The sequence below is a fragment of the Cedecea sp. VD22 genome, assembly GCF_037150195.1.
Classification (GTDB): Bacteria; Pseudomonadota; Gammaproteobacteria; order Enterobacterales; family Enterobacteriaceae; genus Cedecea.
Window position 1 is genome coordinate 41,797 of record NZ_JBBCPX010000012.1, and the last position, 12,959, is coordinate 54,755.

The window sequence follows — 12,959 nt, forward strand, 5'->3', positions numbered from 1 at the left end:
ATCGTAGCCTGCGTAAACGTATGTCCTCACAAAGCAACCAGACTCCTTTCCAGCCGCACCGTTTCTCCATTGCGCCGATGCTCGACTGGACAGATCGCCACTGCCGCTATTTCCTGCGTCAGCTGTCCCGCCACACGCTGCTGTACACCGAAATGGTGACCACCGGGGCGATCATCCACGGTAAAGGGGACTATCTGGCCTATAGCGAAGAAGAACATCCGATTGCGCTGCAGCTTGGCGGCAGTGATCCTCAGGCGCTGGCACACTGTGCGAAACTCGCCGAAGCGCGCGGCTACGATGAAATTAACCTGAACGTGGGCTGCCCGTCTGACCGGGTGCAGAACGGGCGCTTTGGTGCTTGCCTGATGGGTGAAACGCAGCTGGTTGCCGATTGTATTAAAGCGATGCGCGATGTGGTTTCTATTCCGGTGACGGTAAAAACCCGCATCGGCATTGATGATCAGGACAGCTACGAATTTCTCTGCGATTTCATTGGCACTGTGGCAGGCAAGGGCGAATGCGAGATGTTTATCATCCACGCGCGTAAAGCCTGGCTCTCTGGCCTGAGCCCAAAAGAAAACCGTGAAATTCCACCGCTGGATTACCCGCGCGTGTACCAGCTCAAGCGTGATTTCCCGCAGCTCACCATGGCGATTAACGGCGGGATTAAGACGCTGGAAGAAGCGAAAACCCACCTCGAGCATCTCGATGGCGTGATGGTCGGGCGCGAGGCTTACCAAAACCCGGGCTTGCTGAAGACGGTTGACCGCGAAATTTTCGGGGCAGATGTTGCGGACAGCGATCCCGTTGCCGTGGTGCGAGCGATGTATCCATACATTGAACGCGAACTGGCAAACGGCACCTACCTGGGCCATGTAACTCGGCATATGCTTGGTTTATTCCAGGGAATACCGGGCGCGCGTCAGTGGCGCCGTTACTTAAGCGAAAACGCTCATAAAGCCGGGGCAGGCATTGAAGTGGTTGAACACGCGCTGTCTTTGGTTGCCGATAAGCGTCAGCTTTAGCCTTAAGGCCACCGGGAGAATTCAGGTATTGCGGAGCCGATCACAAGCCTGAACTTAATCCCGGTGGCGTCATTTCTTTTACTTATTAAATCTGCGACTATCCTTTCGCAGTAACAAGAATTCATCGCGCTGTACCCTACATACAGCACGAACAAAAAAGAAAGGGCTTCCTCCGGGAAGCCCTAATTCTTTCTGAATTTTGAGTGGGTTACGGAATTAACAGGCTTGAACCCTGCGTGGCACGGCTCTCCAGCGTCTGGTGTGCAAGCACCGCATCCTTCAGCGCAAATTTCTGGTTTTCCGCGACATCCACCTTAATCGCGCCGCTGGCGATCAGCGAAAACAACTCATGGCAGGCTTCATCGAACTCGGCGCGGGTGGTGAGATAGCCGTTCAGAGAAGGGCGAGTCACGTACAGCGATCCCTTCTGGTTCAGAATGCCCAGGTTCACGCCGGTCACCGGCCCGGAAGAGTTACCAAAGCTCACCATTAGCCCACGGCGCTGCAGGCAATCCAGCGACGCTTCCCAGGTCTCTTTCCCGACGGAGTCATACACGACTGCCACTTTCTTGCCGCCGGTCAGCTCTTTGACGCGCTCAGAGATATTTTCGTGCTGATAGTTGATGGTTTGCCACGCCCCGGCCTGCAAAGCGCGATCGGCCTTTTGTGCTGAACCGACGGTACCAATCAGTTTGGCGCCCAGCGCTTTCGCCCACTGGCAGGCAATTAAGCCCACGCCGCCCGCCGCCGCGTGGAACAGGAAGGTTTCATTGGCTTTAATTTCGTAGGTTTTACGCAGCAGGTAAAACACGGTCAGGCCTTTCAGGAAAGAAGCTGCTGCCTGTTCGAAAGAGATAGCATCCGGGATTTTAGCGACTTTATCGGCTGGCGCATTGTGAACGCTGCTGTATGCGCCCAGGCCAGACTGCGCGTAAACAACGCGATCGCCAACCTTCAGGTGAGTGACTTTGCTGCCGACCTTGTTGACAACGCCAGCCGCTTCGGTACCCAGCCCGCTCGGGAGCGCCGGTGGCGGATAGAGCCCGCTGCGGATATAGGTATCAATGTAGTTAATACCTATCGCTTTATTCTCAACCTGAACTTCGTTCTCCGCCGGATCTTTCGGCGTAAACTCAACGGCTTTCAATACTTCTGGCCCGCCGTGTTGGCTAAATTCGATGCGCGTTGCCATGGAAACTCCTTGTGTCGAAGAGTGACAAGAATGGTTATACTTCCCGGTCTCTCACTATGAATTTGGTAGCTCCCTCACTATGGCAGGAAATAAACCCTTCAACAAACCGAAAGAACCCCGCGACCGTCAGGTAGAAGGGCTGAAGATGCCGCCGCACTCGCTTGAGGCGGAGCAGTCGGTGTTGGGCGGTTTAATGCTGGATAACGAACGCTGGGACAACGTCGCCGAGCGCGTGGTCGCTAACGACTTCTTCAGCCGTCCGCACCGCATGATCTTTACCGAAATGCAGCGCCTGCTCGAAATGAGCAAACCCATCGACCTGATTACGCTTTCTGAATCCCTGGAGCTCCAGGGGCAGCTCGAGAGCGTCGGTGGTTTTGCTTATCTCGCGGAACTCTCTAAAAACACGCCAAGTGCGGCGAACATCAGCGCTTACGCGGATATCGTGCGCGAACGTGCGGTTGTGCGTGAAATGATTGCGGTCGCCAATGAAATTGCCGATGCCGGCTACGACCCGCAGGGGCGCACCAGTGAAGATTTGCTGGATCTGGCAGAATCCCGCGTTTTCCAGATTGCCGAAAACCGCGCTAACAAAGATGAAGGCCCGAAAAGCATCGACCAGATCCTGGAAGCCACGGTTTCCCGAATTGAGTCCCTCTACCAGACGCCGCACGACGGCGTCACGGGGGTGGATACCGGCTACCAGGATCTGAACAAGAAAACAGCGGGCCTCCAGCGCTCTGACCTGATTATCGTGGCCGCTCGTCCGTCGATGGGTAAAACCACTTTTGCGATGAACCTGTGCGAAAACGCCGCCATGCTGCAGGACAAACCGGTACTGATTTTCAGCCTCGAAATGCCCGGCGAGCAGATCATGATGCGTATGCTGGCGTCGCTGTCGCGCGTGGACCAGACCCGAATCCGTACCGGCCAGCTGGACGATGAGGACTGGGCGCGTATCTCCAGCACCATGGGCATTTTGCTCGAGAAGCGCAACATGTACATCGATGACTCTTCTGGCCTGACGCCAACCGAAGTGCGCTCCCGTGCCCGCCGTATCTACCGTGAGCATGAAGGTTTAAGCATGATCATGATTGACTACCTGCAGCTGATGCGCGTGCCGTCGCTGTCCGACAACCGTACGCTGGAGATCGCCGAGATTTCCCGCTCGCTCAAGGCGCTGGCAAAAGAACTTCAGGTTCCGGTGGTGGCGCTGTCGCAGCTTAACCGCTCCCTGGAACAGCGCGCCGACAAACGCCCGGTCAACTCTGACCTGCGTGAATCTGGGTCCATCGAGCAGGATGCCGACTTGATCATGTTTATCTATCGCGACGAGGTTTACCACGAAAACAGCGACCTGAAAGGTATCGCGGAAATCATCATCGGTAAGCAGCGTAACGGCCCGATCGGTACCGTACGCCTGACCTTTAACGGCCAGTGGTCACGCTTCGATAACTATGCCGGGCCGCAGTACGACGAAGAATAAAAATCCTCGTCATCCTTCAAGCCACAGCGGCGTGGGCTGCACTCTTACCCGAACCACTTACTTTAGTAAGCTCATTGGGCTGAGTTATTTTGCCGCCTTGCTGTGACCTGAATGATTTAGAGGATGGGTAGCATTTAATCCAAACACTGAGCAAGGAACGAACATGCAAGCGGCAACCGTCGTCATTAACCGCCGCGCTCTGCGACACAACCTGCAACGCCTCCGCGAACTGGCTCCGAACAGTCGCCTGGTGGCAGTCGTGAAAGCAAACGCCTATGGGCATGGTCTGCTGGAGACCGCCCGCACCTTAGAAAACGCCGATGCCTTCGGCGTGGCCCGCCTCGAAGAAGCCCTGCGCCTGCGGGAAGGTGGCATCACTAAACCCGTTCTGCTGCTGGAAGGGTTCTTCAATCCTGAAGACTTGCCGACGATTGCCGCCCAGAACTTCCAGACGGCGATCCACAGCATTCAACAGCTGGAAGCGTTAGAGCAGGCCGATCTCAGCCAGCCCATCACCATCTGGATGAAGCTGGACACCGGGATGCACCGCCTCGGCGTGCGCCCGGAAGAGGCCGAAGCTTTCTATCAGCGCCTGGCCGCCTGCAAAAACGTCAGCCAGCCGGTAAACGTGGTGAGCCACTTTGCCCGTGCCGATGAGCCGGAGTCCGACGCCACCCCGCGCCAGCTCGATATCTTTAATTCTTTCACTGCAGGCAAGCCGGGGCAGCGCTCTATCGCCGCCTCGGGCGGCATTCTGCTGTGGCCCGACTCGCATATGGACTGGGTTCGCCCCGGCATCATCCTGTACGGCGTTTCGCCGCTGGAACAAAAGCCGTGGGGTGAAGACTTTGGTTTCCAGCCGGTGATGTCTTTAATCTCAAGCCTGATCGCGGTTCGCGGCCATAAAGCCGGGGAGCCGGTCGGCTACGGTGGGACCTGGACTGCCGAGCGTGACACCTGCCTTGGCGTGGTGGCTATGGGCTACGGCGATGGTTACCCGCGCAGCGCGCCGTCCGGCACGCCGGTGCTGATCAATGGTCGCGAAGTGCCCATTGTGGGGCGCGTTGCCATGGACATGATTTGCGTCGATTTAGGCCCGGATGCCGCCGATAAACCGGGTGATAGCGCAGTGCTGTGGGGGGAAGGTTTGCCGGTCGAACGCATCGCCGAATATTCGAATGTAAGTGCTTACGAACTTATCACTCGCCTGACTTCAAGGGTAACAATGAAGTATCTGGACTGAGTGTCCTCGCCTGGTTTACAGTGGAAATCCGCGAACTGTAAACCAGGAGAACCTCACCGTGTTTCAAAAAGTTGACGCCTATGCTGGCGACCCGATCCTTTCCCTCATGGAACGCTTTAAAGTCGATCCGCGCAGCGACAAGGTCAACCTCAGCATCGGCCTCTATTACAATGAAGACGGGGTGATCCCGCAGTTACAGGCCGTGGCAGAAGCAGAAGCTCGCCTGAACGCGCAGGCTCACGGCGCCTCTCTCTATTTACCGATGGAGGGCCTGAACAGCTATCGCAGCGCCATCGCGCCGCTGCTGTTTGGTGCTAACCACCCGGCGCTGGTGGAAGGTCGCATTGCCACCGTGCAAACGCTCGGGGGGTCCGGTGCCTTAAAAATTGGCGCTGACTTCCTGAAAACCTATTTCCCTGATTCACAGGTGTGGGTCAGCGATCCAACCTGGGAAAACCACGTCGCCATCTTTGAAGGCGCGGGTTTCACCGTGAATACTTACCCGTGGTTCGACAGCGCAACCAACGGCGTGCGCTTTGAGGCGCTGCTGGAAAAACTGAATACGCTGCCTGAACTTAGCATCGTGCTGCTGCACCCTTGCTGCCACAACCCAACCGGCTCGGATCTCACCGACAGCCAGTGGGATGCCGTCACGGAAATTCTTAAAGCACGCAACCTGATCCCGTTCCTCGACATCGCCTATCAGGGCTTTGGCGCGGGCATGGAGCAGGATGCCTATGCCATCCGCGCCATCGCCTCCTCCGGGCAGCCGATGCTGGTCAGCAATTCCTTCTCTAAAATCTTCTCTCTCTATGGCGAACGCGTGGGCGGGCTTTCCGTAGTTTGCGAAAACAGCGATGCCGCAGGGCGAGTGCTAGGTCAGCTCAAAGCTACCGTGCGCCGCAACTACTCCAGCCCGCCGAACTTTGGGGCGCAGGTTGTGGCGACCGTTCTGAATGACGAGAAGCTGAAAGCAAGCTGGATTGCGGAAGTGGAAACCATGCGCGTGCGTATTCTGGAAATGCGCCAGGTGCTGGTGGAAGTGCTGACTAAAGCTGTGCCGGGGCGCAACTTTGACTACCTGGTGAAACAGCGCGGCATGTTTAGCTACACCGGGCTAAGCGCGGCTCAGGCCGACCGCCTGCGTGATGAGTTTGGCATTTACCTGCTCACCAGCGGTCGTATCTGCGTTGCCGGGCTTAATCACAGCAACGTTCAGCGCGTGGCGCAGGCGTTCGCTGCAGTGATGTAAGTGCTCGCCAACTTTATTTAGTTACCGCATGTTCTCTTTTTCCTCTCCCGTTTGGGAGAGGAAATTCCTGCTCTATTCTGTGACCCTGCCTATTTTCTCTGACATAAAACTGAAAAAAATCTTTGTCGATCGGTCCCCGGCAGGTATGGTCGGAAGGCTTTATGGCAAGGCTGCTCATTTTAACAACGATTAAAAACAGAAAATAAAGGGAAAACAATGCGTAAGATCGCCCTGGCACTCAGTGCCGTCTGCCTGCTGGCAGGCTTCAATCATGCCGCTTTGGCAACCGAATCCGCCCCCGCTCCGCTGAATCCTGGCGTCACCGTGGCGCAGCTGGCGCAACAGGTGCCAATCCACTGGGTTTCCGTGGCACAAATTGAAAATAGCCTGCTTGGCCGCGCGCCTATCGCCGTCGGGTTTGATATCGACGATACCGTGCTGTTTTCCAGCCCGGGCTTTTATCGCGGGCAAAAAGAGTTCTCGCCGGGTAAGCAGGACTACCTGAAAAACCCGGCTTTTTGGGAAAAGATGAACAACGGCTGGGATGACTTCAGCATGCCTAAAGAGGTGGCAAAAAGCCTGATCACCATGCACCTCAAGCGCGGCGACAGCGTGTACTTTGTGACCGGACGCAGCCAGACCAAAACCGAAACCGTCACCAAAACCCTGCAAAACGACTTCCTGATCCCGGAGCCGAGCGTCAATCCGGTGATCTTTGCCGGCGATAAAGAAGGCCAGAACACCAAAACGCAGTGGCTGAAAGAGAAGAAAATCAAAATCTTCTACGGCGATTCAGACAACGACATCACCGCGGCCCAGGACGTCGGCGCGCGCGGCATTCGTATCCTGCGAGCCTCCAACTCCAGCTACCAGCCGCTGCCGAAAGCAGGCTCGTTTGGCGAAGAGGTTATCGTCAACTCCGAATACTGATCCCGGCCAGAAAAGCGGCAGCTAACATAAGTTGTCTGCCGTTTTTTTAATCAATTCCCTCGTCTGTTATCCGCTTTTGGCGCACACTTAATGCTGCCGCGAATGCTTCCGGTAAACGTTCAGGACGAGGAAATGAAGATGACCCATTCGGATCTTTTAGAGTACTGCATGAAAAAACCCGGCGCAGAGCAGAGCGTGCACAGCGACTGGAAGGCCACGCAAATCAAAGTCGGCGATGTGCTGTTTGCCATGGTGCATGCGGAGAACCAGCGCCCGGCAGTCTCCCTCAAAGCCACGCCCGATCTGGCAGACCTTCTTCGTCAGCAGCATCAGGACGTCTTCCCCAGCGCCCATTTGAATAAGGCGCACTGGAGCACGCTTTACCTGGACGGCTCGCTGCCCGGCTCGCAAATTTATTATCTGGTGGATGCTTCGTATCAGCAGGCGGTGGCATTGCTGCCTGAGCAGGTCAGGCAGCAATTGTCGGTTTGACTACTTCAGCAGTGGCTTGAGGAAACGCGCGGTATGAGAAGCTTCGCAGGTGGCGACGGTTTCCGGCGTGCCGGAGACCAGGATCTCGCCGCCGCCGCTGCCGCCTTCCGGCCCTAAGTCCACAATCCAGTCTGCGGTTTTAATCACGTCGAGGTTGTGTTCAATCACCACAATGGTATTGCCCTGATCCCTGAGCTGATGCAGCACTTCCAGCAGTTGCTGGATATCCGCAAAGTGCAGGCCGGTGGTCGGCTCATCGAGGATATACAGCGTCTGGCCGGTGCCGCGCTTAGACAGCTCACGCGCCAGCTTAACGCGCTGTGCTTCACCGCCTGACAGCGTGGTCGCCGACTGGCCAAGCCGAATGTAGGACAGGCCCACGTCGATCAGCGTTTGCAGCTTACGTGCCAGCGCCGGAACGGCGTCGAAGAATTCGCGGGCATCTTCAATGGTCATATCCAGCACTTCGTGAATGCTTTTGCCTTTGTACTTAATCTCCAGCGTTTCACGGTTATAGCGTTTGCCTTTGCACTGGTCGCACGGCACGTAGATATCCGGCAGGAAGTGCATTTCGACTTTGATTACGCCGTCGCCCTGGCAGGCTTCGCAGCGCCCGCCGCGAACGTTGAAGCTAAAGCGCCCCGGCGTATAGCCGCGCGAGCGCGCTTCCGGTACGCCAGCAAACAGCTCGCGCACGGGGGTGAACACGCCGGTGTAGGTCGCCGGGTTGGAACGAGGTGTGCGGCCAATCGGGCTTTGGTCAATGTCGATGACCTTATCGAAGTGTTCCAGGCCCTGAACTTCACGGTACGGTGCCGGTTCGGCGATTGTCGCCCCGTTTAGCTGACGTTGGGCAATCGGGAACAGCGTGTCGTTAATCAGCGTCGACTTGCCGGAGCCGGATACCCCGGTAATACAGGTAAACAACCCCACCGGCAGCGTCAGCGTGACGTCCTTCAGGTTGTTCCCCTTCGCGCCGGAGAGCTTGAGCACTTTTGACGGATCGGCAGCAACGCGCTGTTTCGGCACCGCAATCTCGCGTTTGCCGCTGAGGAACTGCCCGGTCAGGGATTCCGGCACCGCAATAATATCCTTCATGGTGCCTTCCGCGACCACCTGGCCGCCGTGCACGCCCGCGCCTGGACCAATATCGATAATATGGTCGGCGGCGCGAATGGCGTCTTCGTCGTGCTCAACCACAATCACCGTGTTGCCGAGGTTACGCAGGTGAATCAGCGTTTCCAGCAGGCGCTCGTTATCGCGCTGGTGCAGGCCGATGGACGGCTCATCCAGTACGTACATCACGCCAACCAGCCCGGCGCCAATCTGGCTTGCCAGACGAATACGTTGGGCTTCACCACCGGACAGCGTTTCTGCCGAACGGGAGAGAGAAAGGTAGTTCAGGCCGACGTTCACCAGGAACTTCAGGCGATCGCCGATCTCTTTCAGTACTTTTTCCGCGATTTGCGCCCGCTGGCCGCTGAGCTTCATGTTCTGGAAGAATTCCATCGCATGGCCGATGCTCATATCAGAAATCGTTGGCAGCGCGGTATTTTCTACAAATACATGGCGCGCTTCACGGCGCAGGCGCGTCCCTTCGCAGCTGGTGCAGGGGCGGTTGCTGATGAATTTCGCCAGCTCTTCGCGCACGGCGGAAGATTCGGTTTCTTTGTAGCGACGCTCCATGTTGTGCAGCACGCCTTCGAACGGATGGCGGCGCACGGAGGTGTCCCCGCGGTCGTTCATGTACTTGAATTCGATTGTTTCTTTGCCCGAGCCGTGCAGCACAACTTTCTTCACCGCGTCGCTCAGCTCGTTCCACGGGGCTTCCACGTCGAACTTATAGTGATCGGCCAGCGAGCGCAGCATGGTGAAGTAATAGAAGTTACGGCGATCCCAGCCGCGGATAGCGCCACCGGCCAGCGACAGCTCGCCGTTTTGCACCACGCGATCGGGATCGAAATATTGCTGTACGCCCAGGCCGTCGCAGGTCGGGCAGGCACCGGCCGGGTTGTTAAAGGAGAACAGGCGCGGTTCCAGCTCGCGCATGCTGTAGCCGCAGACCGGGCAGGCAAAGTTGGCGGAGAACAGCAGCTCTTCCGCTTTTTCATCGTCCATGTCGGCGACAACGGCAGACCCGCCGGACAGCTCCAGCGCGGTTTCAAACGACTCGGCCAGGCGCTGGGCGATGTCTTCACGTACCTTAAAGCGGTCGACGACCACTTCAATGGTGTGCTTTTTCTGTAGCTCTAATTTTGGCGGATCGGACAGGTCGCAGACTTCGCCGTCGATGCGCGCCCGGATATAGCCCTGGCTGGCCAGGTTTTCCAGCGTTTTGGCGTGTTCGCCTTTGCGATCTTTAATGATCGGCGCGAGCAGCATCAGGCGCTTGCCTTCCGGCTGCGCAAGCACGTTATCCACCATCTGGCTGACGGTTTGGGCCGCGAGCGGGATGTCGTGATCCGGGCAGCGCGGTTCGCCTACGCGGGCGTAAAGCAGACGCAGGTAGTCATGGATTTCCGTGATGGTGCCGACGGTGGAACGCGGGTTATGGGACGTGGATTTCTGTTCAATAGAAATCGCAGGAGACAACCCTTCGATATGGTCGACGTCCGGCTTCTCCATCAGCGACAGGAACTGACGCGCGTAAGCCGAAAGGGACTCAACGTAGCGACGCTGCCCTTCCGCGTACAGGGTGTCGAATGCCAGCGAGGATTTGCCTGAACCCGAAAGCCCGGTGACAACAATCAGTTTGTCGCGCGGGATGACGAGGTTGATATTTTTGAGATTGTGGGTGCGGGCGCCCCGAACTTCGATCTTATCCATTCACCTTTCCCGGAATAATGACTGCATGCGCCTGGTATGTATAGAGGTACAACCGACGGCCAGAAACGGCTAATTATGACACAATAAAACCTGAATGAATATCCAGTGTTTTAATGAAACGAGCTATACTTAGCCGACATTCTGGAATGTCCCTCGTAGCTATAAACATTGTGGGTGGCATAGTGTAGAATCCCCGGTTTAGACTATTTAAAAACGTTTCAGGAGACACGAACATGGCCAGCAGAGGCGTAAACAAGGTGATTCTCGTTGGGAATCTGGGTCAGGACCCGGAAGTACGCTACATGCCAAATGGGGGCGCTGTCGCCAACATTACACTGGCCACGTCAGAGTCCTGGCGTGATAAGCAAACCGGCGAAACCAAAGAAAAAACCGAGTGGCACCGCGTGGTGCTGTTCGGCAAACTGGCCGAAGTGGCCGGTGAATACCTGCGTAAAGGCTCTCAGGTTTATATCGAAGGCGCACTGCAAACCCGTAAATGGACCGACCAGGCTGGTGTAGAAAAATACACTACCGAAGTTGTGGTTAACGTGGGCGGCACCATGCAGATGCTCGGCGGCCGTCAGGGCGGCGGCGCTCCGGCAGGCGGCAACGGCGGCCAGCAGCAGGGCGGTTGGGGTCAGCCTCAGCAACCACAGGGCGGCAACCAGTTCAGCGGCGGCGCGCAGTCTCGTCCGCAGCAGCAGAGCGCGCCAGCGCCATCTAACGAACCGCCAATGGATTTCGACGACGATATCCCGTTCTGATCCCCTCAGGGTGTAACCCTGTACGTGACGAACAAATAAAACCCTGCCTCGCAGGGTTTTTTTCTATTATGGCGGCATGAAATCTGCCGGACAGGCGGCCCTCGGATAAGGAAGATACCGTGGCATTTTTAGGTTTTGTCAGTGAGAGAGCGTGTCGGCGTCAGGTGGACGCCACGCCATGGCTGCCTTCATTTAGCTTTTATGAAAAGCATCTCTCCCCGCCTATTGAAGGTTCGCCTGAAGCCATTATTCAGGCGGTTCTGGCGCTGAATATGGAAGACGATCCGGTTATTCGTCGGCTACTCCGTTTGCGCCAGCTCCCTCGCCGCCTGCGCCGGGCGTTGTTTAAGTCAGAGAGCACGGAACCAGCCGATACCTTCGGGTTTGGCTCTTTCACTCTGCTGCATCAAAGCAGCCAGGAAGTCTCTTTTGGTTTGGCCGGGCGTTTCTGGCGACCGTTGCTTGACGTCGAGTCTCTGAAAGATGCCGAAGCCTTCAAGCATTTTGCCGACTCACGCGCGGCTAAGCTGGTCTTGCGCTTTGATGTCACGCCTGAGAACAACGGCACGGCGGTATTACGTACCGAAACCTTTGTCTATTGCCCAACGCCGCGCGTGAAAGCCCTGTTCGCTCTCTATTGGATGCTCATTCGTCCGGCCAGCGGCTGGATCAGGCGGCGCACGCTACTCTCTATCCAGCGAAAGCTGGCGGCAGACACTCATCACAGGTCAGGCAATGACAGACAAAATTGATGGCGTTCTGCGCCCCGAGCACATTATCCCGTTCCCTGATTCCATCAGCGATGAAGCGCAGGCCGCTCTGCGCCGCCAGGTTGATGAGCATGGCATGCCCCACAACGCGCGCTTTGCGATGCCATCCCACACCGACGGTGAAGCCTGGAAACAGATTCAGGCCACTTCGGCGGCCTGGTATGCCGAAGCCATGAAATCCAGGCCAGCGAGCGATGAGCCAGAACTACAAACACTGCAGATTGAGCAGGCTACGGTGCATATTGCCACGCCAGGCGCGCTGGCTTCGGAACATCACGTTCTGGTGGATCTGCACGGCGGGGCGTTTACCTTTGGCGGGGGGGAAGCCTGCAAGGCCAGTGCCAGCACCCAGGCTGTGCAGTATGGGCTTCGTTGCTATAGCGTCGATTACCGAATGCCGCCCGAGCATCCTTATCCGGCTGCGCTGGATGATTGCCTGGCCATATACCGTTACCTGCTCGAGCAATATGCCCCGGAAAATATCGTGATTACCGGGCGTTCGGCTGGTGGGAATCTCGCCGCTGCGATGGTGCTGCGGGCGCGTGATGAAGGCTTGCCGTTGCCAGGTGCCTTAGTGCTGCTGTCCCCGGAGGCAGATCTGACCGAGTCCGGCGACAGCTTCCAGGTGAACCAGCTTGTGGATGTGGTACTGCCGGGATCGTTGAGGGAAAACAACCTGCTTTATGCCGCGGGGGCTGAGTTAACGCATCCTTATCTTTCGCCGCTGTTTGGCGATTTTACCCGTGGTTTCCCGGCAACATTGATTCAAAGCGGCACGCGGGATTTATTCCTGTCGAATGCGGTGAGGTTGCACCGGGTGTTGAGAAAAGCGAACGTTGAAGCTGAGCTGCACGTCTTTGAGGCGATGCCGCACGGTGGATTTATGGGAACGCCTGAAGACAGAGATCTGGTGGAAGAAGTGACGAAATTTATTCGTCGCCAGCTCAGGCTGGAGAACTCAAAGCAATAAAAAAGCCGG

General features: G+C 56.9%; 11 protein-coding genes. 9 read left to right on the plus strand and 2 right to left on the minus strand.

What is annotated here, in order from left to right; all coding sequences use genetic code 11:
- The first annotated feature begins 20 nt into the window (after positions 1-20).
- Entirely contained in the window at positions 21-1,025 is a 1,005-nt protein-coding gene (gene dusA, locus WFK85_RS18230) for a tRNA dihydrouridine(20/20a) synthase DusA (protein WP_336709051.1), read from the plus strand.
- 208 nt (positions 1,026-1,233) lie between these two features.
- Here the strand turns inward: dusA and WFK85_RS18235 are convergent, their stop codons facing one another.
- Complete coding sequence (locus tag WFK85_RS18235) at positions 1,234-2,217, minus strand: NADPH:quinone reductase (protein ID WP_166993068.1); 984 nt, start codon at positions 2,215-2,217, stop codon at positions 1,234-1,236.
- A 79-nt stretch (positions 2,218-2,296) separates the two neighbouring features.
- Between WFK85_RS18235 and dnaB the strand changes: the two genes are divergently transcribed.
- From dnaB to WFK85_RS18260, 5 genes are all read left to right on the plus strand, one after another.
- Complete coding sequence (dnaB, locus tag WFK85_RS18240; RefSeq protein WP_008455821.1) at positions 2,297-3,703, plus strand: replicative DNA helicase; 1,407 nt, start codon at positions 2,297-2,299, stop codon at positions 3,701-3,703.
- 163 nt (positions 3,704-3,866) lie between these two features.
- On the plus strand, positions 3,867-4,946 hold the full coding sequence (gene alr, locus WFK85_RS18245) for an alanine racemase (RefSeq protein WP_336709050.1): 1,080 nt from the start codon (positions 3,867-3,869) through the stop codon (positions 4,944-4,946).
- A 58-nt stretch (positions 4,947-5,004) separates the two neighbouring features.
- Positions 5,005-6,198, plus strand: coding sequence for an aromatic amino acid transaminase (locus WFK85_RS18250; protein ID WP_166993074.1), 1,194 nt, complete (start codon positions 5,005-5,007; stop codon positions 6,196-6,198).
- A gap of 216 nt (positions 6,199-6,414) precedes the next feature.
- The gene (aphA, locus tag WFK85_RS18255) at positions 6,415-7,128 is read left to right on the plus strand and encodes an acid phosphatase AphA (protein ID WP_008455816.1); all 714 of its coding nucleotides are present in this window, start codon (positions 6,415-6,417) and stop codon (positions 7,126-7,128) included.
- Between the two features lie 138 nt (positions 7,129-7,266).
- On the plus strand, positions 7,267-7,620 hold the full coding sequence (locus tag WFK85_RS18260; protein WP_166993077.1) for an MmcQ/YjbR family DNA-binding protein: 354 nt from the start codon (positions 7,267-7,269) through the stop codon (positions 7,618-7,620).
- Here WFK85_RS18260 and uvrA read toward each other — a convergent pair whose 3' ends face one another.
- Positions 7,621-10,446, minus strand: coding sequence for an excinuclease ABC subunit UvrA (gene uvrA / locus WFK85_RS18265; protein ID WP_008455814.1), 2,826 nt, complete (start codon positions 10,444-10,446; stop codon positions 7,621-7,623).
- 233 nt (positions 10,447-10,679) lie between these two features.
- Between uvrA and ssb1 the strand changes: the two genes are divergently transcribed.
- From ssb1 to WFK85_RS18280, 3 genes are all read left to right on the plus strand, one after another.
- Positions 10,680-11,210, plus strand: a complete 531-nt coding sequence (gene ssb1 / locus WFK85_RS18270; protein ID WP_008455813.1) for a single-stranded DNA-binding protein SSB1 — start codon at positions 10,680-10,682, stop codon at positions 11,208-11,210.
- A 119-nt stretch (positions 11,211-11,329) separates the two neighbouring features.
- Positions 11,330-11,962 carry a hypothetical protein gene (locus WFK85_RS18275; protein WP_336709049.1) on the plus strand — a complete coding sequence of 211 codons (633 nt, stop codon included), beginning with the start codon at positions 11,330-11,332 and terminating at the stop codon, positions 11,960-11,962.
- Complete coding sequence (locus tag WFK85_RS18280; protein WP_166993083.1) at positions 11,946-12,950, plus strand: alpha/beta hydrolase fold domain-containing protein; 1,005 nt, start codon at positions 11,946-11,948, stop codon at positions 12,948-12,950. Before WFK85_RS18275 ends, WFK85_RS18280 begins: the two co-directional genes overlap by 17 nt.
- Positions 12,951-12,959 lie beyond the last annotated feature (9 nt).

Coding starts and splice junctions, on each gene's coding strand:
- dusA (WP_336709051.1), top strand. CDS start 21: ATGTCCTCACAAAGCAACCAGACTCCTTTCCAGCCGCACCGTTTCTCC.
- WFK85_RS18235 (WP_166993068.1), bottom strand. CDS start 2,217: ATGGCAACGCGCATCGAATTTAGCCAACACGGCGGGCCAGAAGTATTG.
- dnaB (WP_008455821.1), top strand. CDS start 2,297: ATGGCAGGAAATAAACCCTTCAACAAACCGAAAGAACCCCGCGACCGT.
- alr (WP_336709050.1), top strand. CDS start 3,867: ATGCAAGCGGCAACCGTCGTCATTAACCGCCGCGCTCTGCGACACAAC.
- aphA (WP_008455816.1), top strand. CDS start 6,415: ATGCGTAAGATCGCCCTGGCACTCAGTGCCGTCTGCCTGCTGGCAGGC.
- WFK85_RS18260 (WP_166993077.1), top strand. CDS start 7,267: ATGACCCATTCGGATCTTTTAGAGTACTGCATGAAAAAACCCGGCGCA.
- uvrA (WP_008455814.1), bottom strand. CDS start 10,446: ATGGATAAGATCGAAGTTCGGGGCGCCCGCACCCACAATCTCAAAAAT.
- ssb1 (WP_008455813.1), top strand. CDS start 10,680: ATGGCCAGCAGAGGCGTAAACAAGGTGATTCTCGTTGGGAATCTGGGT.
- WFK85_RS18280 (WP_166993083.1), top strand. CDS start 11,946: ATGACAGACAAAATTGATGGCGTTCTGCGCCCCGAGCACATTATCCCG.